We start from the raw sequence: 21,350 nt of genomic DNA, 5'->3' as shown, positions 1-21,350 counted from the left end.
GCCCCTTGGCTAGTCGTTCCCGGATGCAGGCTCTGGTACAGGTCGTGGCCGGCCTGGCGCTGAACGCCTTCCCGGCGATGTTCATCGCGGTGTACGCGCGAATCGCTCCGGTGGAAGACCAGGGTTTCCTGGCGGTGTCGCTGACCGTCGGTGTCTACGTCGCCCAGCTGTTCAACGCGTTCGTCGTGGAGGGGCGGCTGGCCACCCCGGGCGCCGACCAGAATCTGTCGCTGCCGAGATGGGTTGGCGTACTGGCGGTGGCAGCCGGAGGGCTGTTGTCTGCCGGGCCGCTCGTTGCGCCGCCGTGGATTCTGATCGCGGGTTCCGTGGGCGTCATGACCGGACTGCTGATGGCCCGCTCCATCGGTGTGGTGTGTGGCCGTTGGCAGTCGGAGGCAGTGGGTGCCGTTGTCCTGTTGACGACCAGCCTGGCGGCCCTCTTCCTGGCCGCTCGTCAAAACCCTCACTGCGTCCAGGTTCTCGCTCTGGGGGCGGTGGCCGCAATCCTGGTCCGGTGGTGGCCGCGGACCGCGATCGGGGTATCCGGAATGCCGCCCGATCTCCGGCGGGCGTCGTGGGTGACGGCGGAGACGGCCGTTCTCGGCGTGGTTCAGCCAACGCTGACCTATCTGGTGTTGATCATCCTGGGGCCCGCCGCATCTGTCACGTTCCGGGTGATCTCCACGGTGGCCGGCGCCTTGGAGCCGATCCTGGCCTACGGCCGGTACCGGCTGCTCGCCCACGGGCACAAGGGGGAACTGGCGACCTTCGTCCTCATCTTCTCCGCTGGATTGATTGCCGTACTCGTTGGGGCCCTCGGCGGTTTAGGCGAACTGATCTTCGGTTCGGCGTGGAGCGGTGTCGGAGCTGTGGTCCTCCTCGTCGCCTGCCTGTGGAAGGTCGTCATGCTCGTCTCGACCGTGCCCTTCGCGGCGCTGCGGAAGGCGGGAGCCACGAAGCTGGTCTTCTGGATCCGCGGTTTCACGACCGTGGCCTATCTGGCGTTCGGCATCGGCTTCCTCCTGCTCTGGGATACCGTCATGGCTCTGTTCATCGGATTCGTGGTGGCAGAGCTCGTTACGGCGGTCGTCTACCACCTCGTCGCCAAGAAGCGAGCCGACGAGTACGACGTCACCCTCAGGAGTGCAGCACTCGTCCCCGGCGCGGCGCTGGCGCGCCGGTTGAAACGGTCGGCGAAATGACGTCACGATGAAGAGTACGCAGCCAAACATGCGCGAGACCGGCGAGGCGGGTCAGAAGTGGTGGTTCAGCCCGCCCTTCTTGATTCTGCTGCCGGTAGTCATGTCGTTCGCCGCTTGGCTGGCCCTCAACTATCAGCGCGCAGCGACGCACGCGCCTGCTGCCTCGTGGGAGAAGCTGGCGGGGTTCGACCATCCAGAACCTGCCGGACTACATAGCGTGGCGCTGCTCGTGTTGTGGTATGGCGCAATCACTTCGGCGTCACTGATCGGCTGGGAGCTGGCGTCGCGGCGACGGGTGTCGCCCCGGCTGATCGCCCAAACCAGCACGAAGCCATTCGAGCGTGCCTACTTCTTCGTGATCCTCGCCATGGCCGCTCTCGGGGTCGTGTACGCCTACTACAAGATCGGCAGCACCTACTCCATCGTCACATCGCTGGCCAACCAGACTGCCAACGATTTCAGCAATGCGCTTCCCGGCTTCGCGGGGCCGCAGACGCTGCGATATGCCACTATTCTCGCCGCTCCCATCGCTTTACATCTTTTCCGCCAGAAGGCGCTCGGCTGGCCCTACGTCGTCATCGCCGGACTCCTGCTGTTCCTCAACGCCATGATCACATCGCGGCTCGGGCTCATGATGGCGGTCTTCGTCTACCTTGCCCTCTGGCTCAGGGCGGGCAACGTTTCTCGCGGCCGTGACAAGCGCAGAACACGCGGGCCATTGGTCGTCGCCGCGATCGTCGTGATGCTCTTCGGCCTTCTCACCGTCTTGAACTATTCGCGAAACGCCAACTATTACCGGGATTTGGGCGTCAACCACCCGATAGCGATGAACATGTATCAGATGGGCGCCTATCTCGCCGTACCCGCGCAGGTGTCGCTCGGTGTCGCAGACGCTCTGACCAGAGGAGTCTGGAAAAACGAGGTCGGTCTTGTAGAAGCGACCGACGCGGTGCGTCCGACGTTTCTCCAGTTCGACAAGACGAGCAAAGACGAAGGCCGCGGCGAGATCTTCTACGGACACAACGCGTCGTTCTCGGAGAGTTTCATCACAAACTCCGTCTTCGCGGATACCTATGCGAGTTACGGCGTTTGGGGAAACTTCTACACGTTGGGTCTCTACGGCCTGGCCGGATACCTGTTCGGTTGGCTGATGCGGTTCAGCGGCGTCATCGCCGGGTCGGCGGGCGTGATGGCGTACTCGTTCGCCGAGGTATGGCGCACACAGATGCTCAACAACGGGATCGTCATCTTCCTCATCCTGTCGACGGCCGGTTCGGCGGTTCTGGCGCTCGAATTCGCCAGACGACGGGCGCGCCAGCCAGGGCGCGTGCGTCAGCAGGTGGTGACGCGGCGGGTGATCGACGCCGTTTGAAGTTCGAGGGTGCCCACCGTGACGCCACCGATCGCGGCGTTGGCGGCACACTCGCCGCCGCGGCCGGTGACACGGATGGGAATCCAGGAGGCCGGCGAGCGCTCCCATCGGATCACCAGCTCGTCTATCCGGCCATCGCTACCGATCAAGCCGACGCACGGCGATGCTCCGGTGTTCTCGGTGTTCTCGGTGTTCGCGATGGTCAAACGCGCCTGCCGGATCTGCACTCGACCTGTGTCGGCGATCGTCAGCATCGGGACGGCAGTCCGGTGGTCGATGACGACCTCGCCCAGTTCGACGCTGTTCGCGTTGGCGAGTCCGACACCGCCGTTACCGCCAGCAGTCGACCGCGCTTCGACCAGACACCTGTCGACCGACACACCGGTCACCGGTGTACGCGCGTCGGACTCCACCCGAAGCGACCAGTTCGAACAGTTGCGGAAGGTGGCGGTACCCAGCGCGACGTCGAAGTCGGTGAACCGTGCGTCGGGTTCAAGCGGGGGTCGTGCAAGCACGTGCATACCGAATTCACATCCGTCGACATCGATCCGGTCGAGCATCACCTTGCGTGAGGCGACGTAGTGCCAGTCCACGTCGTTGCCTGCGGCCGCAGAGTCCACCATCACCCCTGCCCCAGAGCGTAGTCCGCGCGCCTCGAACTCGGTCATGGTGACGCCGTTCGCTCCCGCGATCCGGATCCCATTGGCCCGGCCGCCGTCGACAGTGATCCCGGAGATCCCGAACTCGGCGTTCGACCAGTCGGTCAGTTCTGGGAAGGCGAAGGTCTCGGCCTCCGCGTCGTATGCGGCGGCGGCGGACTGGTACGTCACGAGCGCCAACCCGTCATCGCCGGTGTTGACAGCCGTGTAGTCGGCGATCGTCGCTTTGCGGCACGCATTGAAGTGCAGCCCGTCGGCGCGGGTATCCGACGATTGCAGCCCGGCGATGCGGATATCGGAGACACCGATCATGATGACGCCGGTCTGCGGGCTTGCCCGGACCGCGCAGTCGGTGAGAGTGATGTCCCGGACAGGGCGCTGCGGGCCTTCCCAGCCCGCGATCGGACCGCCGGAAATCTGCGGAGATCCGATCACCCGGATTCCGTCACCCATGGACCGCTGTGACGCGGCGGCCCACCTGATACGCACGCCTCGAAGAGCGATGCGTGAGGCGGGTCCGCGGATCAGAATGCAGTGGCTGGTTCCTGTGCGGGTGCCGGGATCGACGTTGTCCATCACCAACTCGGCGCCTCGCTCGAAATCGATGGCGAGATCAGACTTGTCGGAGAGGAGGATCGCCGCACCGCCGTCCGGGTTGCGTTCGGCGAACCGATAGCTGCCGCGTGGGAACAACAAGGTGTCGCCGGACTCGAGAGCATCGACGGCCGCACGGATGGCTGCCGAGTCGTCGCTGACGCCGTCACCCATGGCCCCGTGGTCGCGGACGTTCACGGTGCCTCCCGAGGTGGTGCCGTGACACCCGGCCAGCAGCGCCGCCGCGAACACTGAAAGGCAGAAGTCTCTGCGGGTGTGTTTCACCGCCGCTCAACCAGGTATGCGCAGATCGCCTCGACGGCCACTGTGAATGAGAGCCGCGATTGCCGGTCGGTGACATGAGACCAACCTCGTTGCGCTAACACGGATCTCGCATCTGCATCGAGCGCGTAGTGGCGAATGAGCCGCGCCAATTCGGCCGCATCGTGCGGATCGAAGAACTCGGCGCCCGAACCACAGGTCTCTCGCAGCGCCGGGACGTCGGAGGACAGCACTGCGGTGTGTGACGCCATCGCTTCAAGCGGCGGCAGACCGGCACCTTCCATCAGCGAGGGCATCACCAACAGGTCCGCGCGCGCGACCAATGCGCGCAGGGCCTCGAAGCTGACGCGGCCGACCATGTCGACACGGTCACCGAGATCGTCGACCAGGGGGCGGATTCGGTCATCCAACGATCGGACCAACGCACCGCCGCCCGCGATCACCAAGCGCTGGGGAATCTCCTCCGCGACCTGTCGGTACGCCTCCAACAGTAGAGGAAGATTCTTGTGCCGCTGCGTATTTCCCACATACGCGAGATAGGGGGCGGCCACCGGCGAGAGGGTCGTGTCGGCGCCGGTCAACCAACGCGGATCGACCGGTTGCGGAGCCACTGTCAGCGGTGCCCTCGCGAACAGCTCATGCAGCGTGTCGGCGGTCGCTTGCGACACCGCGAAGATCTGGGTGCACCGACGAGCGTCGATACCCAGCATCGTTCGGGCGTAGGTCCGACGAACCCAGTTCTGTCCGCTGACGGCGGCCGGGAGGACGTGAATGGCGTCGTGCACGGTCATGAACAAGGCGATGCCTCTGTTCTTCGGGCGCAGCAGGCTCAGGGGCAACGGATAGTGCGGAACCCACACCGCTCGAGGGCGTACCCGAGCGAACGCATCGTCCCACGCCCTCTGCTCCTGCACCGAGTACATCGGCGCATCGGCTGGTTGCGACCTGACGAGCGTGGTGGTCGGTGCCAGGCCGGGGACGTCATCTGAGCCGGCCAGGATGGCCAGGGACAGGCCCTTGGTCGCGCAGTGTTCCTGCAGCAGGGGTATCTGCTTGCCGATATAGGTCCCGATGCCGCTCTGCTCGACGTGTCGTGCGTCGAACAGGAGGTCGACACTGCCGCTGCCACCACTCACCGGTATGGCGCCGTCGCCGCTGGAGCCGGCCGTGGAGGGTGCGCACCGCACATCCGCGTTCTCGCGCCCGGAAGCGGTCGCTCCACAGGGGCACTACAGCGTGCACATGCCGACACATGGCGATGATAGGTGCCGTCTTTCGGCAAGCGTGCTGAGCAACGCGTGACTTCCCGCTCGAGGTGCGAGGCAACTGGACGCGACAACGCTGGTATGGCAAATTCTCCGTGAGTCGCACAGACGACGCACTAGCTGGCTGTTTTCCGCTATTCTGCAGAAGATTGTGGGTTTGGCAAAGTCGCGACCCGCGCCGGGCACTATCGAGAGCATCGGAGTAGACGGTGGCGAAGTCGGTCGCACTGATCAGCGCGGTGGATCCGTACCCAACTGATGCCGGCAAGAAGGTCGTTCTCGCCGGATTCGTGGACTACCTGGCCGAACGGATCGGCGCACACCACATGTACTACGTGATGGTGGGCGGCGGCGATTGCGACCGCTTTCCGGTGACGCTTCGGGGCGTGGAGAAACCGCGGGGCCGCGAGGCGGCGGTCAGCCTGTTCACCCGAACACTGACCGGGCGGTGCAGTATGCAGGAAGCGCTGCTGAACACCCCCGACCTACGCGCGGCGATCCACCGCACTCTGCACGACATCAAACCGGACCTCGAGATCTACGACACGGTGCGGATGGCGCAACATGCGCCCGATACGAACGGCCGTGCGGTCTGCTACCTCGACGACCTGTTCTCCGAGCGATACCGCAGAATGCTCGACGCCGCCCAGCAGTTTCCGGATATCGAGCTTCACGCCATCGGTAACTTCGCCGTTCACGTCCCCAGGGCCTTGCGCCCGAGCGCCTCATGGCAGCCCAGCCAGCGCGCGCTGCTTCGCCTAGAGCAGCGGCTCGTGCGACGGAGCGAGGACAGGGTCGCGCGCCGCTTCGACACCACGTTGTTGATCAACGAGCAGGAGGCGGCGCTGCTCCGCACACGCGCGGGCGTCGACGACACCCGCATCCATGGAATACCACCGCTGCTGAGCGAGCGCCCGTCGCCGGTGCGGAACTACCGGGGTGCCCCGGAATTCGTCTTCCTGGGGCAACTCTCGCTGACGCACAACGACGACGGCCTCAGGCACTTCCTCACCGCGATATGGCCCCTTGTGCTCGAGCAGCGGCCCGACGCCAAGTTGACGGTCATCGGCCGCGACCCCTTCCCGAATCTGACTGCGCTGGCGGCACGGTATCCGGACAGCGTGACCCTCGAAGGCTATGTGCCGGACCTGACGAGCATCCTTTCGCGCAGCGCTGCGCTGGTCAATCCACTTCGATTCGGTTCGGGCGTCAAGCTGAAGATCATCGAGGCACTCGGAGCGGGGATACCGGTGGTCTCGACGTCGATCGGCGCCGAGGGTGTGGCGTCGGGAGCCGACTGCGGTGTCCTGGTGGGTGAATCAGCTCAGGACTTCGCACAGCTCATGCTTGCGGCAACGGATACCCCGTACAACGCCGACCTGTCCGCTGCGGCACGGCAGCACTTCGACAGCACCTACTCCCGCAAGGCGGTCTTCGCTCAATACGACATGGTGTTCGGTCTGGGCTGACGTCGACGAAGCGTCACCGTCGCCGATCTGGCAGCGCCTGCAGGAACCGGGCGGCAACTTCGTCCCAGGATGCGCGCGTCGAAAGCGCTTGCGCTCCTGCGTCTCCCATCCGACGGGCTTCTGCAGGATCGGAGAGCAGTCGGATCAGAGCATCGGCCAGCGCCTCGGGATCCTCCGGCGGTACCAGCAGGCCTGAGACGCCGTCGTCCACCGCGGTCGGGATGTCACCGACGCGCGATGCCACCACCGGCCGGGCGAAGGTGTGCGCCAGATGTGCGACACCGGACTGACTGCTGCGCTTGTAGGGCAACACGACACAGCGGGCCGCGGCGAAATAGGACGCGACCTCGGGGGTGGGGACATAGCCGAGGTCCAGTCGGACCCGCTCGAGGCGTGACACCCGCATGCGCAGCTCGTGTCTATCGATGTCGGTGTCGGCGGCGCCGGCGATGACGAGCTCTGCCTCGGGCAACACCTTCAACACCAACGGCCAAGCGTCGCACAGTGTATCGGTTCCCTTGTAGCGCGTGATGATCCCGAACGCCAGCGCCACCGGCTCGGTGGCGTCGGCAGGAGGGACCGAAGCGGCGAGAAGTCCTTCGTCGCCGTGCGGGATGATGTGCACCGGCGCGCTGACCGGCCAGGTCTTCAGTAACGTCTGGCGAGCGGTCTCACCAAGCACGAACGCCACGTCCAGGTCCGCGTACGCCTGGGTGAGCGCACTTTTGGTCACCGATGCGGTGTGGTACATCCCCTCGTGTTCCCGGCGCCGCACCAGCGGCCGTGGCTCGTGCGAGACCAGTGCCAGGACGGCTCGGGGAACTAGACGACGGATGAGCTGTACGCCAACGCCGTCGAGCGGGAACTGCCAGTACGACCACACGATCACATCGGGTCGCCTGGCAAGTAGATAGCCGAGCAGTACGACCCAGGCCGCCGTGTGCTGAACGCCCCGCACTCCACGCCGCGCCCGGCGCCACCATTCCGGTGCGTTCTCTCCGGCGTTCGGATGCCACGTGGGCAGGATGCTGCGGACACGGCAGCCGGGCACCCGCGATGCGAATTCCGGTGTAGGACCGGTGATGACGTCGACGTCCTCGCCGGCGCGCGCGAGGCCTTCGCCGAGCTGTAGGGCGAAATGGAACAGCCCACCAGAAGGCTGGAACTGCACCAGCGCGATGCGCCGACGGAGCGCGGCGTCGTCGCCCCCCGCGATGACCTGTCGGTACAGGTCCTGCAACCTCGACGCCCACGTCGTTGCGCTGAAGATGGCCTGGTAACGCTGCCGGGCCGCATTCTCGATGCGCTGCAGCCGGGGTCCGCCTTCTTCGACGATCCTCGCCATATCGGTGATCGCCGCGCCCAGAGCCGCCGGTGCGCCGGGTTCCACGAGCACCCCGCAGTCGGGTGCGACGATGTCGGTGATTCCCCCCGCGGTGGTCGCGACGATCGGTCGCGCCGCGGCCAGCGCCGAGATGAGCGCGGTGGGCAAGGCGTCTTCCCGGGACGGGTGCACGACGAAGTCACAGGCTGCGATCAAATCACCGATGTCAGAACGGAACCCGAGTATGCGGACCCGCTCGCGAAGCGACGGGTCTGAGTCAACGGTCGCGGTAATCTGATCGAGTAGCGGGCCGTCACCCGCCAGCGCCACTGTCAGCGGCGGCTCGCCGGGCACCGTGCGCATGGCTTCGAGGAGATCGGAGTGGCCCTTCTCCGGGCGAAGGAGGCTGACGCACACCGCCAGCAAGCCATCGGGCGCCACACCCAGCTCTTCTCGAACGCTCGCCCGGTCCCAAGTCATCTCGGGTTCGTTCACGCCGTTGGGCAACACGGTGATCGGTACGTGCTCGCCGGCGGTCTCGGTGTACCAGCGGCGTTGAGCCTGCGAAAGCGCGATGACGGTCCGTGCCAGCCGCCGGCGGGCGCTCAATGCCGCACGGACTCGCAGCCGGTGTCTGCGCGAGGTGGCCTTGTCGATGACGTGCAGGGTGGAAACCGCGGGCACACCGGCCAATCGCGCCGCAAGGCCGCCCACCACGTCGGCATGTTTGAGGTGGGTATGGACGATGTCGACCCGCTCCGCACGCAGGATCCGTGCCACACGCAGCGCTGCGAACGCGTCGTACCGCGGTGAGTGCAGTTCGAAGACGGCCACGCCCTGCGCCCGCAACTGGGGTACGACCCGGTTGTCGACACCCACCGATGTGTGGACGTCCGATAATCCGATCACGACCATCCGCAGACCGGCGGGCGGCGCCACACGCGCGAGTTCAACGAGAACCGCTTCCGCGCCGCCGGCGCCGAGCGAGTGGATGACATGGGCGACGGTGATCGTCGTGTCCGCGAGGTCAGGCGTCACCGATCACCTCTGCATACAGTCGGTTCAGGTTCTCGATCCAGCGGGTCAGTGAATACTTCTGATCGATCAGGGCCCTTCCCGCTCTTCCGTATTCAGCGGCGCGCACCGGATCGCCGATGGTGCTGACCAACGCCTCGGCGAGCGCGCGGACATCACGAACGGGAACGAGACGGCCTGTGACACCGTCGATGACGATTTCACGGGTGCCTCCGGCGTCTGCGGCCACGACCGGCAGTGCGCAGGCCGCGGCCTCCAGTAGCGCGGTGGGCAGCGCTTCCTCGACCGACGCCGAGACCACACCGTCAACGGTGGCCAGGACGGCGGCGACGTCCTCGCGGCGTCCCAGAAGCGTTACCGAATCCTGGAGGCCGAGTTCGGAAACCGCGTGCTCGATGTCGGGGCGGGCGGGGCCGTCACCGACGATCAGCAGGCGTGCGCCGGGATGTGCGGACACCACTTCTACCCATGCCCTCAGCAGATCGGCGTGGTTTTTGTCGGGTCGCAGCGCCGCCACGCAAGCCCAGACCTGCGCACCGGTGTGGTCACCGGAGCGACCAGCGCTGAAGCGGTCGGTGTCCACGCCGTTCGGGATCATCCGCCAAGTGTGCCGGGCCGGACCGTGCAGCCTGGCGTACTCATCGAATGCGTACTGCGACACCAGGATCAACCGGCCCAGGCGGGCCGGGATCCGCACCGAAAGCCGCTCCTTGAGCCACTCTCGCCGTTGGGTGTGTTTCTGCGGGATGAGGTGGAGGGTGGCGACGACGGGTCTGCGCGCCAGAAGGCCGGCGAGTGGCACGAGGATCGCCGAGTATCCGAGGTGCGCATGGACGACGTCGGCCGAGGTCCGCCGCAGGGTGCGCACCAAGTGGATGAAGCCCCCGATGTCGGCCAACTTCTTCACCCCAAGGTAGGTCGGCTCTAGCCCGGCCTCGGCGATGCGACCGAAGAGCGCGGTGCGGGTGCCGACGGGAGGAGCCAGGCTCGCGGCCGAGATCCTCATCGAGGCGGGGGCGTGTGTCCCCAGTTCGGCGACGAGATTCTCTGCGCCTCCGAAACTGAAGGAGTCCAACACCATCAACACGTGTATCGGACGTGATGTGGTGCCGTCAGCCCGCAGGGGTTCCGACATCCTCAACCTCCAGGGCTTGATCGATGGGTGAACGAACGGGGTGTCAGGCCAAGACCTCCAGGTGCTCCCACGGAACTTCGATCATGCTGTAATCCCACGGCATGCCGAGCTGCCCGTAGGTCTCGCCCGGGTGATGGCGGCCGGCCGCGGGGTCACGTTCGAACGAGACGCTCAGCGGTGCGCCGCCGTAGTCGACGACGAAAGCGCCGTAGGTTTGTAGCGCCTGCGCGATGAGCCGCGCTGCGGGCGCGAGTCCGAATGCGTCGATGTCGACGTCGGGAGCGAGGCGAAGGCGAGCGCCCTCGGGAATGCAGTCGGGCCCTTCGTAGGTGCCATCCGTCTTCACGGCCGGCGGCCGGAAGACCTCGGCGCATACGCTGTCGCTCTGCAGCGCCAGCGCATGCGGGATGACACCGCGGCGCATCTCGTCGACGCGGATCACACCCCCGAGCCGGGACGCGCCGGATGCCGTGCTGAAACCGTTCTCGTAGGTGCCCCACCCGGAGCCGTCGAGGTCGTTGATCGCCCCGAAACTCGTTGTCCAGTGGTCGCCGTGACGTTGTGCCCGCCAGAATTCGTAGACAAGACGCCTGTCGTGGTCGATCACGACCATCGCCCCGTCGGACCCGGGTGAGGGAACGGCGTCCTCGGGAATCGGCACGCGGTGGCCGTCGAACGGGCATGGGCCCCAGTCCTTGATCGTGCATGACACGCGGAAGCGCGGGGTGTCATCGTTCGCCGAGTAGATGGGAATCGCGAATTCGACGAGGTTGGCATACATCACACCGTCCCTGGATATCCGCGCCACCATCGCTGCGCTGTTCGGATCGACAGGGGTGTCGGCCGCGACAGGTGTTCGAAATGGGCTGTCGTCGTCGAACGGTTCCCTGGGTGGTCTAGTGCGTGAGTCGGTGACGACGCCCACTGCCAGGACGAGGACCAGGCACACGCCGACGATGAGCGGCAGCGCGGATCTGGGCCGACCCATGGCCTGCATCGGGGCACTCCCATCCGCACTGCTAATTCATACCCAGAATACGCAGGCTGCCGGGGCGTCATCCGGGTCAGCGAGTCGGCAGTGCAACCGGTGGAGGCGCGACCGGGGCCTGACGACGGTCCCGGTCGCGCAGACGGCGATAGAGCAGCGCGAACGCGCCCAAGCCGACCATGGCCCCCGCCCCCAGCGCCAATGCGGTCGCCAGCGATGATTGCTCGTTTTTGTCGCGTTGGACGATCGGTCCCACCGGCTCCACGACGTACAACGAGTCGGCACCGAACCTCTCGAGGTTGGCTTCTGCGTCCGCCAACGCGATTCGCAGCGATGCGACGGCGGCCTCACGGCTGGGAGCGGTCACCCCGATCGTGATGATGCCGCGCACGGTGTCGGCGACAGCCGAGGTTTCCGGGCTGCCCGCCACCATCAATGCGGCGTAGCTCGGCAGCACGACCTCGCGGCTACGGACGTCGAGGGCGTAGGCCTTGCCGTATTCGACATCGGCGCCGAGCAACAGCGTCAGGCGCTGGCTGGCGGTATGCGTCCGGGTGGTCGATGCCGTGAGGCAGGTCGCGACGACCACCACCGCGAGCAGGACCGCTGCGGTGGCTGCGGTGATGATCCGGCCGCACTCGCGTAGGGGTTCGCGCCATTGGGTTCCCGTCTGCGCCGCCATCGCACCGGCCAGTGCCAGCAGAATGCCGAAGGTCCGCAGATACGACAGGTGGATGAAAATGCTCGCAACCGACCAGGCGACAAGGGCCGCCAACACGGCAGCCGCCAGCGAACGTTCGACGGTTTCAGACCGCAGCGCGAGCTGAGACACCCGAATGGCGATACACAGAACGACCCCGACGACCAGGACCGCCCACCCGAGCAGCCCGACAATGCCGGCCTCACTGGCCATCTGAGCGTACAAGTCGTGCGCTGCGGCAGTCGGCGGATTCGTCACCGCGGTCGGCACGAGTCCCGAATAGCGCTCCACCATGAGCTGGAATCCGCCGGGGCCGAAGCCGAATATCGGACGGTCGTTGAACATGGCCCACGCAACCTCACCGGCGGCCATGCGACTCGCGACGGATGGGTCGATGGAATAGCTCGGTTGTGACCCGTATACGTCGGCCAACAGGGCGAGCAGTCGGTTGCCGATGCCGGGTATCAGCAGAAAAAGCACTGCGACGGGAAGCACCTTCACCGCTGCGCGCCGGGCAGAGGGTCCGCTGAGAACTGTCCACACGGCGAGCGCGACGAAGGTAGCGATGAAGGTTCCGCGCGATTGCGTGAGGTAGATCCCCAACAGGATCGCGAGCATCGCTGCGGCCCAACCCATCACCGCCCGTCGCAGACCCGCACGTTGGGCACGCACGATGAGCGCGCCCGCCAACGGCAGTCCCATGATGAGGTGACGACCCCAGAAGTTCGAGTCGGGAAGCGGCCCCCCGTAGCGGAGGGTGGTCACCAGCTCGCCGCTTGCTTGGGTGACGGTGGCGAACCCGCCGAAGGACATGGTTCCGCCGAAGAGGACCTGGTTCAACAGGGTCAGCACACTGAGCACGGCGAAGGAGATCACCACCGCAGCGGCAACCGTCCACTGACGCTCGGTCATCTGCAACAACACCATGACGATGACGACGAACGCCAGATCGGCGACCTCGTTCTTCAACAGGCCGAACGCACCGCCGATGTCTGCGGCACCGATGGAAGAGAGGAATCGGGTCGTCAAGAAGACGCCCACGAGGCCGATGAACACCAGCGTCCAGCGGTTCAGGCGGCCGCGGGCGACCGGGTCGCGGAGGGTCAACCCGAGGGTGACGAGCCCGAGCAGAAGCGAGATGCGGAAAAACGAGATCGGTCCCCAGGGGCCGATCACGCCACTGATATTCGTCACCTCGCACACGGCCATCGCCACCACGGTCCACTGCGGTCGCCGCACGAGGTAGATGGCCGCAGCAACCGCGCAGGGCAGGCCGACGACGAGAAGGACTGGTGCGAGCCCGATGACCCACGAGGCGGCCGCCAAGACGGCCACGCCCACCGCTGCGCCGACGAGGATCTCACTTCGTCCCGCCACCGGGGTGACGCTGTCGGGCACGGACGGTCTCACCGTGAGGACGGCTCGGATGACATCGGCTCGGTGTGGAGGGTGCTCTCTTGGTCGGTATCGGCGTAGCGAGATCCGGCGGCATGACGGGCGTACTCCGAGGATTCGGAATTCCCGTTCCCCGTCCGTCGGCCGACAAGCAGGCCTACGCCCGCCCCCAACGCCAGCCCTGCCAGTCCCGCAGCGCCATACGTTTGTAGGCTGTCCGGCCCCAAGGCCTGCGCGCTGCCGGCGGGTTGCCTGACCACCTCGAGGCGGAATGGACCGGCGACAGCGGTCGCTGGCCCGCCCGCATCGCTGAGGACGGAACTGAGCGCGGTCTCTGCGGCCTCAGGGGAATCGGCCTCGACGCTGACCTCGATCAGGGTGGTGTCACGGACCGCGCCTGCGGACATGGACAGCTCTGACGGCGGCACGTCGGCGGCGGCCGCCGCGGCCTGAAGCCAGTTGCTCTGACCGAACACGATCGCCGCGGACCGCGTCGCCTGCCCGTGGTTGAGCACATCCCAGTACTGTGCGGCCTCACTGGTGGGAATGTAGGAGGCCGGCAGCATGGCGAGTGTGGCCTGCGCGGCATATCTCTTCGAATTCCCAAGTAGCACATAGGCAATCAGAAGACCGGCCAGCATCCCGATGACCGCGCACACGGCTACGATTGACCACCGCCGCCCGGAAAGCGTGTTGACCACTAGGTGTCCTTCCCCGACTCAGGTGTACTGATCGGAGCAGCCGACTGCGCCGATCGCCGCCGCAGCGAGCGAATGACCGTCATTGCCTGGTCATAAAGCCCGCGTGCGGTCAGCCTCAGCATCAATAGGTAGCAGATTAGACCGACCGGCACGGCCAGACTCAGTTGAATGGGCGCGGGCCAATTCACGGTGACGTAGGTGATGCCCACCATCGCGAGCGCCATGACCGCCGCCGCGGGCATCGGACGCAGCGTCGCGGCGATCAGCGGGGTGAACCGAAGCCCGGTCACAGCCCGCACCAGCACCATATTCGCCACCAACGGAACCAACTCGACCAGCAACAGCACGACGGCGACCATCACGATGCTGTGGCCGGCCGCCCACCAGATCGGCCAGATCAACAGCGCGAGCTTCACTGCGCCGGTGGCCGTCAGGAGCCCGGGACGTCCGATCGCTTTGAACACATCCCCGGCGTGATAGGACGCCGAGTGGATGAGTCCGTAGACCGCCAGGATCGACAAGACCGGAGCCGCACCGGCGTAGTCCGATCCGTACAGGGTTTCGATCACCGCCGGCGCGGCGGCACCCAGGACGACACAGACCGGTGCGGTCAGCGGCACGACGATCGTCAACACCTGCAGATAATGCTCGCCGACATGGCGGCGGTTCTGTTGGAGCCGGGAAAGCGAGCTGAACAGCACCTCGCTGATCACGATGCACAGGCTGAGCACGAGCAGATCGGGGATGCGAAATGCCAACGTGTAGAGCCCCAGCGCTGTGTCGCCGAGGCGGATCCCGACGACCGCGTAATCGACGTTGGCGATCCCGAACGCCAGGAAGGTGACTCCCGTTACGGACAGCCCGTAGAGCACCAGTTGTCGCGCCTCGCGGGCATCGAATCCGTACTTCAGGGGGGTACGGGCCACCCACCAGTACAGGCATGTCAGCGCGATGGTTCCTACGAGCTGCCCGTAGACAAGGCTCCAAACACCGAAACCGGTGGCGGCGAGCGCGATCGTCAGGACGGCCTTGATGACGGCGGCGATGAATTCCGGCCAGAGCCTGCGCTTGAAATCGAGCCGTCTGCGTAACAGAGCAGCGGGTAGCACACCGACGGCGGAGATGGTGACCGCAATAGCGAGGACCCGCACCATGTTCGTGAGTTCCGGCTGGCTGAGCAGTGCGGCCGCAAGCGGCGCCGCGATCGCAAGCGCCGCACCAGCCAGCAGGCCGGTCGCGGTGACCAGGGTCAATGCCGTGGGCGCGAACCGTTTCCACGAATTGGGGCTCTGCACCAGTGCGGCGCCCACACCGAGGTCTTTGAGGTAGTCGAAGAAATTGATGATGAGAAGGGCGAGTGCGAACAACCCGAAGTCGGCGGGGTCGAGGAGGCGGGCCACGATGACCGTCGTGATGAGCGCCGAGCTCTTGCTCAGACCGAACACCAGATAGTTCCAGGCGGCTTGCCGTCCCGTCGGCGGCGTCGTCAGCGGCGCTGACTCGACGACACCGGTCACAGCGTCTTCACCGACGTCGTGGGGGACGGCAGGCGCGGGCCGTGTCTTCCTGAACCTCATATCCCGCCGGCTATCCCATCACCGGAGACCGGCGGACACCACCAAAACCGCCTCGGCCAGTTGACGGTTCAGCGGGAGGCAAACAGGTAGTCCCTCGCCCAAGGGCGGGGATCGCCATCCCGCCGACGCACGGTGAATCCCGCATTCACCAACAACTCGTAGACGGCCTCCTTGGTTCGGTAGGAGTCGTCGCCGGTCTCCTCCGCCAAGAAATCGTGGCATCCGATCGCCGCATGTCGTACCAGAGACAGCATCTCTGCACTGCCCTGCAGCGCCGGAAGTTCCGCGCCCTCAATGTTCATCTTCAGGAAGTCGACGCGATTCAGGTCGTACTTCTCGACCAAGTCCGCGAGCGTCATCGCGGGGACCTGCACGCCCTCGGACGAGATCCTGTTCTCGTAACTGACCTCAGTGGGAAGGTTGCTGATCCTGACCGGCGTGTCCGAGTCCATGATCGCGGCGTTGACCAACTCCACATTGCGCACGTCGTTCAATCGGACTGTGCGTTCCAGGGTCGCGAATGTAGCGGGATGAGCCTCGACCGCAATGACTTTGCCCGCCGCTCCCACCCACCGGGAGAAAGGCAGTGACTCAGATCCGATGCCTGCGCCGATGTCGAGTACCACGTCGCCGGACTTCATCGTGTAGTCACACAGGAAGACGTCCTTGGTGAAGGCCTCGCACTCCTCGATGCCCATCCCCTGTAGCCGCTCCGGCAGCAGCATGACGCCGCCCGGTGTGCGCTTCGACCACAGCCCAGAGGGGCGGTCATATGTGAATCGTGCGTGTTCCCCCACGGCCCGCGCCCGCCGGTTGGCCACGACAGAAATCAGAAATCGACCGGGCCCGCGATCGAGCGCGCGGTACACCACGTGCTTGAACGCCACGGCGCGACCTTAACATCGCTGTTGGCGCGCGACCGTGCCATCGTTGGATCCACCAGAACGACTGCGGCGGTTCGGGACATCTGATGTGATCTCGGCAATCGGCATTGGAGATTGCGGTGAGAGTGCTCGTCACTGGCGGGGCGGGATATATCGGAGCGCACGTCACGAGGGCGTTGCGCGGCAGCGGCCATGACGTCGCCGTGCTCGACGACTTCTCCACCGGGACTCGGGCTCGCCTGACGCCCGACACCGCCGTCTACGAGGGCTCACTGCTGGACACCGCATTCGTCGAGTCGTCCTTGCGCTCCTTCACCGCCGATGCGGTCGTGCACATCGCCGCCAAGAAGGCGGTGGATGAGTCGGTCGCCGACCCCTTGTTCTACTACCGCCAGAACGTCACCGGTATGCAGAGCGTGCTCGAGGCGATGGTCGACGCGGAGACGCGGCGCATCCTGTTCTCGTCGAGTGCGGCGGTCTACGGCGAACAGGCCGTCAGTCCAGTGACCGAAGCGACGCCTACCAGCCCATCGTCTCCCTATGGCTGGACGAAACTGATCGGTGAACAGTTGCTCTCCGACGTTGCGGCAGCACACGGACTCAGCTGGTCGGCTCTGCGCTACTTCAATGTGGCAGGAGCAGCGACACCGGAACTGGCCGACCGGGGGGAGAACAACCTGATACCGATGGTTTTCCGGGCTATCAGCTCGGGTGTTCCTCCGAGGGTCTTCGGTGCCGACTATCCGACGCCGGACGGGTCGTGCGTCCGTGACTACATCCATGTCGAGGACGTCGCAGATGCTCATGCCACGGTGCTGAACCAGATGGTCGTCGGGGATCTGGCCGCCGTCTACAACATCGGCACCGGGAAGGGCACGAGCGTCTTCGAAATCATGGCGGCGGTACGGCAGGCCACCGGAGTCGATTTCGAGTGCGACGTCATCGGCCGTCGTCCCGGTGATCCTCCCGATGTCGTCGCCGATCCCGCGAAGATCCAACGCGACTTCGGTTGGCAATCCCGCCACGACCTCGCCGGCACCGTTCAGACCGCTTGGGAGGCGTGGGTCGCCAACGGCCAGGCCTGAGGGCAGGCGCCTTCTCCGGCGTGTATGTGTACGATCGTGCGATTTTCGCAAACATTCGCACCAGCCGAAGCGCCAGATACCACGTGCCTTTCGGGTCGTTAGCGCTACTATCAGTCGACTCAAGGGTATGCGTCGGAGACCATTCGTCGAGCACGTGACGTCACCCGGTTCTGCGTAGGAAGGTACGTGTTGATACGGCGTATAGCGTCATCGCTCGTCGCAGCAGGTTGCGTGGCTGCCATATCGATGACCGGGGTCGTTGGTCTGGCCGTCGGTCAGCCCGCCGACGACGCCCCGCCGGTGACCGCGATCGGTTGGCAACAACTCGGCATCAATCCGCAGATATCCCTCGTGGGCGATGATGTGACGCAGAGAATCTCCATACCCGTGCCGCCGGGGCTCTCCCCGATCACGTTCTCGGGCCTGCTTTCAGCCGTCAACAACATCCCCTCGGGATTCGTCGAGGCCCAGACGGTGGATGGGCGGTTCGTGGGTTCGGTTCCGATACCGAATATTCCGCCAGGCCAGCCTCCAGCCCCGTTCACCTTCGACATCGCCTCGGTTCCGGTCATGCACCGCGAGGTACAACTGAACTTGATCTTGCGCGTAGATGACACCGACGACGTCTGCGAACCGCTACCCACTCTGGTCATGACCGACATCAGCGCGGCGTTCACCGGTGCCGTTCAATCGCCGACGACCATCGAAGAGTTCCTTCCCGTCGTCGCGCCCGTGATCGACCTCTATGTCGACCCGGCACCCACCGATGCCGAGAAATCCACCGTTCTGCGCCTCGTCGCGGCGTTGACCAAGCACTACCAGCCGGCGACGGTCACGACGAACGTACTGTCGCTGCCCAGGACGGAGGCGGGACCACCGCCGGATCGTGACCCGTCGGTGCGGGCCATCGTCATCCGTGACGTCGACGAACCGGAGGCCGGCGTGCGGCTGCTCACCGACGCCGGCCCGCCCTATCTCCTCATGGCCGGACGGGGCGAGGCCCTCGCGCGCCAGCCAGGTCTGTTTCGGGACGGGCTGCAGAAGGTTGCGCAGACCGGCAGTGTCACAGTCGAATCCGCTGAGACCGCGCCGGGCGAAGGCGCCGCGACGGCGACCTTCGAGCAGCTTCGCATCGGCGGCAGCACCTCCGTCATGGGGGAGTCCTACATCTTTCTGAACATCGCTCCCGCACTCTCCACATCCGCCGAACCGGGCATCGTCGACGTGCGCCTGTTGGCGAACTACACGCCGGTCGAGGAGGTGGAGAAGGGGACGATGGTCGTCGCTGCCGGTGACGTGGTGCTCACCACCGTCCGCCTCGACGCGTCCGGTCGCGTGGACAACCGGTTCTCGATCCCCGCCGATGTCGCCGCCCGCGACCAGGACCTGACCGTGACGATCAGATATGAACCCGGCCCGGGCTGTACTCCGATCACCTTGCCGATGAAGTTCGAGATCGATCCGATGTCGACTGCGACGGTCCGGCCCGGCGGTGCAGTGGAGATGGGTGGGTTCGCGGCGCTCCCGCAAGGATTCATCCCCAAGTTCCAAGTTGCCCTCGACGGCAGCGACCCTGACGAACTCGCGCATGCGGCGAAGATCATCGGTTCCATCCAGCGCCTCACAACCACGGCGTTGAATCCTGAATTGGTCGGTATCGATCAAGCGGCAACCAGTGACACCAGCGCACTGGTGATCGCCAGCGCACAGACGGTGGAAGAGAAGAATCTCAATCCGCCGATCGCCCCCAAGGGCGGGATGTCGGAGGTCGACCTGCCTGCTTCGGTCGTCGTCGACATCTCCACCGGGCTGGCGGCCCTGCAGAGTTATGCGCAGAACGGTCGGACGATCGTCCTGCTGGCCGCGTCGGGTCCCTGGACTCTGGCGACCCCACTGTTCGACTACCTCGCGGGTCTTCCGCAGGGTTGGCGGAATCTGAGCGGTGACGTGCTGGTCGTCGGCCAAGGACTGGTCCCTCGGGAATTGACCGTGCGGACCGACGGGCCGGTGATGGCAGGCTCGCACGGCGTCAACCCGGATGCGGTCGAGCAGGAATCGGACACGCGCGGATGGTACGAGTGGACACTGCTCGGGGCAGGAGTGCTCGTGATCCTCACACTTATCGGGGCCACAATCGTGTTGCTGAGGAAGCGATCTCGCCCCAGCGCGAGCGTCGGCCCTCAGTCCTGACCGCCGAACCCTGGGTGGGCACGCCGTGACGATCGGCGCTACGCGACGGCTAATCGTGATACGTTGTCGACGAATTATGTAAAGCGGGGGCTGCCGATGCGTCGGACGATCCAGATCGAATTCAACGAGTTGAGTCCGACGCTGATAGACGAGTTCATCGGCGCGGGGGAGCTGCCGAACTTCCGGCGGCTGCAGGAATCGTCGGCGGTCTTCGTCACCGATGCCTCCGACGAGAACAACCTCGAACCCTGGGTTCAGTGGCCGACGTTGCACACCGGCATTGCCGACCGTGACCACGGTATCCAGCACCTCGGCGAGGCGAAGCGGGTCATCGGCCGAGGCATCGCACGCGAGTTGGCCGATGCCGGGTTCAAGGTCGGCGTGTTCGGCTCGATGAACCTGGACTACGGACCCTTGGACGGCTTCGTCGTTCCAGACCCGTGGAATCCGGGCGCGACCCCGCATCCCGTCAGCCTCGGTGCGTTCACGAAGTTCGTCGTTTCGGCCGTCCAAGAGAACTCCGCGAACACACTGGACAAACAGGCCGCCGTCCCATTCCTCGCCTACATCGCCACCCACGGTCTGACGCCGGCTACCGCCGCGTTGGCGGCACGACAGCTCGTCGGCGAGCGGCGTGACTCAGGACTGAAGTGGCGCCGATCCATTGTGCTGGACGCCATTTCATACGACGTCTTCCGGAAACTGGTGCGCCGCAACGACGTCGCCTATGCCACCTTCTTCTCCAACTCGACCGCCCACTTCCAGCACTACTTCTGGCGTAACTTTCGGCCCGAGAGTTTCTCGGCGCCGCCGCCGCCCGAGGACCACCCGTCGCTGACGGAGGCAGTGCTCACCGGTTACCGCAACTACGACCGTCTCATCGGACGCTTCATGGCCGACTTCCCCCACGACCGGCTCGTGTTCGCCACCGCATTAAGCCAACAGCCCTGGGACACGACGAAGTGCACCTACCGGCCAAGCGATTTCGACCGGCTGTTGGACATGCTGGAACTCGACCCGAACCGGACCTCGGTCGCGCCGGTCATGGCCGAGGAGTTCTTGCTGTCGTTCTCGGACGAGGCGTCGGCTGAGGAGGCTTTGACACGGCTGAGGGGCTCATCGGTCGGGGACCAACCGCTGTTTCGGTTCGAGCACGCCGAGCCGTTGAGAGTCAAGGTGGGCTGCGCGGTCAACGAATGGTCGCCGAGTGTCGGGACGGTGACCCTGCCGAGTGGAAGGCAGGCGCCTTTCGAAGATCTCTTCAGCCGCATCCACACGATCCGCAGCGGCCGCCATCATCCCGACGGCTGCTTCTGGGTGCAATGCTCCACACCACGGAGATGCGGGGAGAAGATACCGCTCACGTCGGTGGCACCCACTATCCTTAGGATATTCGGCGTCGATCCTCCCTCTTATATGAAGGACCCGGCGGTCGAGATCCTCTCGTTGGAAAACGATTGACGTGATCGCCGCGGCTCAACGGCGGTGGTGTG

Annotated in this window: 15 protein-coding genes; 6 read left to right on the top strand and 9 right to left on the bottom strand. The window is 65.5% G+C overall.

Annotated elements, in window-relative coordinates:
* Positions 1–23 precede the first annotated feature (23 nt).
* Positions 24–1,202, top strand: coding sequence for a hypothetical protein (locus AAHH99_RS13980; protein ID WP_418769136.1), 1,179 nt, complete (start codon positions 24–26; stop codon positions 1,200–1,202).
* A 28-nt stretch (positions 1,203–1,230) separates the two neighbouring features.
* A complete protein-coding gene (locus tag AAHH99_RS13975; protein WP_418769135.1) occupies positions 1,231–2,574 on the top strand; it encodes a hypothetical protein in 1,344 nt (447 codons plus the stop codon).
* Here AAHH99_RS13975 and AAHH99_RS13970 read toward each other — a convergent pair.
* Together AAHH99_RS13970 and AAHH99_RS13965 are read right to left on the bottom strand one after the other, a co-directional pair.
* Positions 2,535–4,112: a glycosyl hydrolase family 28-related protein gene (locus AAHH99_RS13970; protein ID WP_418769134.1), complete on the bottom strand. Its 1,578-nt coding sequence runs from the start codon at positions 4,110–4,112 to the stop codon at positions 2,535–2,537. The genes AAHH99_RS13975 and AAHH99_RS13970 overlap by 40 nt on opposite strands.
* Positions 4,109–5,245, bottom strand: coding sequence for a glycosyltransferase family 4 protein (locus AAHH99_RS13965; protein WP_418769133.1), 1,137 nt, complete (start codon positions 5,243–5,245; stop codon positions 4,109–4,111). Before AAHH99_RS13965 ends, AAHH99_RS13970 begins: the two co-directional genes overlap by 4 nt.
* 338 nt (positions 5,246–5,583) lie before the next feature.
* Here AAHH99_RS13965 and AAHH99_RS13960 point away from each other — a divergent pair, with 338 nt between their 5' ends.
* Positions 5,584–6,843, top strand: a complete 1,260-nt coding sequence (locus AAHH99_RS13960; protein ID WP_418769132.1) for a glycosyltransferase — start codon at positions 5,584–5,586, stop codon at positions 6,841–6,843.
* A gap of 13 nt (positions 6,844–6,856) precedes the next feature.
* Here AAHH99_RS13960 and AAHH99_RS13955 read toward each other — a convergent pair whose 3' ends face one another.
* The 7 genes from AAHH99_RS13955 to AAHH99_RS13925 all read right to left on the bottom strand — a co-directional run bounded on the left by AAHH99_RS13955 (position 6,857) and on the right by AAHH99_RS13925 (position 16,585).
* The gene (locus AAHH99_RS13955; RefSeq protein ID WP_418769131.1) at positions 6,857–9,205 is read right to left on the bottom strand and encodes a glycosyltransferase; all 2,349 of its coding nucleotides are present in this window, start codon (positions 9,203–9,205) and stop codon (positions 6,857–6,859) included.
* Positions 9,195–10,337: a glycosyltransferase gene (locus AAHH99_RS13950; protein ID WP_418769130.1), complete on the bottom strand. Its 1,143-nt coding sequence runs from the start codon at positions 10,335–10,337 to the stop codon at positions 9,195–9,197. Before AAHH99_RS13950 ends, AAHH99_RS13955 begins: the two co-directional genes overlap by 11 nt.
* A gap of 43 nt (positions 10,338–10,380) precedes the next feature.
* The gene (locus AAHH99_RS13945) at positions 10,381–11,334 is read right to left on the bottom strand and encodes a hypothetical protein (protein WP_418769129.1); all 954 of its coding nucleotides are present in this window, start codon (positions 11,332–11,334) and stop codon (positions 10,381–10,383) included.
* A gap of 67 nt (positions 11,335–11,401) precedes the next feature.
* Complete coding sequence (locus tag AAHH99_RS13940; protein ID WP_418769128.1) at positions 11,402–13,402, bottom strand: O-antigen ligase family protein; 2,001 nt, start codon at positions 13,400–13,402, stop codon at positions 11,402–11,404.
* Between the two features lie 29 nt (positions 13,403–13,431).
* Positions 13,432–14,079, bottom strand: a complete 648-nt coding sequence (locus AAHH99_RS13935; RefSeq protein WP_418769127.1) for a hypothetical protein — start codon at positions 14,077–14,079, stop codon at positions 13,432–13,434.
* A 41-nt stretch (positions 14,080–14,120) separates the two neighbouring features.
* Positions 14,121–15,698 carry a lipopolysaccharide biosynthesis protein gene (locus AAHH99_RS13930; RefSeq protein WP_418769126.1) on the bottom strand — a complete coding sequence of 526 codons (1,578 nt, stop codon included), beginning with the start codon at positions 15,696–15,698 and terminating at the stop codon, positions 14,121–14,123.
* A gap of 68 nt (positions 15,699–15,766) precedes the next feature.
* Positions 15,767–16,585: an FkbM family methyltransferase gene (locus tag AAHH99_RS13925; RefSeq protein ID WP_418769125.1), complete on the bottom strand. Its 819-nt coding sequence runs from the start codon at positions 16,583–16,585 to the stop codon at positions 15,767–15,769.
* 116 nt (positions 16,586–16,701) lie between these two features.
* Between AAHH99_RS13925 and galE the strand changes: the two genes are divergently transcribed.
* The 3 genes from galE (at position 16,702) to AAHH99_RS13910 (ending at position 21,318) form a co-directional block, all read left to right on the top strand.
* Complete coding sequence (gene galE, locus AAHH99_RS13920; RefSeq protein ID WP_418769124.1) at positions 16,702–17,667, top strand: UDP-glucose 4-epimerase GalE; 966 nt, start codon at positions 16,702–16,704, stop codon at positions 17,665–17,667.
* Between the two features lie 231 nt (positions 17,668–17,898).
* Positions 17,899–19,857, top strand: a complete 1,959-nt coding sequence (locus tag AAHH99_RS13915) for a hypothetical protein (protein ID WP_418769123.1) — start codon at positions 17,899–17,901, stop codon at positions 19,855–19,857.
* Positions 19,858–19,953: 96 nt separating this feature from the next.
* Entirely contained in the window at positions 19,954–21,318 is a 1,365-nt protein-coding gene (locus AAHH99_RS13910; protein WP_418769122.1) for a hypothetical protein, read from the top strand.
* Positions 21,319–21,350: the final 32 nt, after the last annotated feature.

It is taken from the genome of Mycobacterium neumannii, assembly GCF_048452905.1.
Lineage (GTDB): Bacteria > Actinomycetota > Actinomycetes > Mycobacteriales > Mycobacteriaceae > Mycobacterium > Mycobacterium neumannii_B.
The sequence above is the reverse complement of the archived record's forward strand: the minus strand, read 5'-3'. Positions and strand labels throughout refer to the sequence as shown.

Coding starts and splice junctions, on each gene's coding strand:
- AAHH99_RS13910 (WP_418769122.1), top strand. CDS start 19,954: ATGCGTCGGACGATCCAGATCGAATTCAACGAGTTGAGTCCGACGCTG.
- AAHH99_RS13945 (WP_418769129.1), bottom strand. CDS start 11,334: ATGCAGGCCATGGGTCGGCCCAGATCCGCGCTGCCGCTCATCGTCGGC.
- AAHH99_RS13975 (WP_418769135.1), top strand. CDS start 1,231: ATGCGCGAGACCGGCGAGGCGGGTCAGAAGTGGTGGTTCAGCCCGCCC.
- AAHH99_RS13950 (WP_418769130.1), bottom strand. CDS start 10,337: ATGTCGGAACCCCTGCGGGCTGACGGCACCACATCACGTCCGATACAC.
- AAHH99_RS13980 (WP_418769136.1), top strand. CDS start 24: ATGCAGGCTCTGGTACAGGTCGTGGCCGGCCTGGCGCTGAACGCCTTC.
- AAHH99_RS13930 (WP_418769126.1), bottom strand. CDS start 15,698: ATGAGGTTCAGGAAGACACGGCCCGCGCCTGCCGTCCCCCACGACGTC.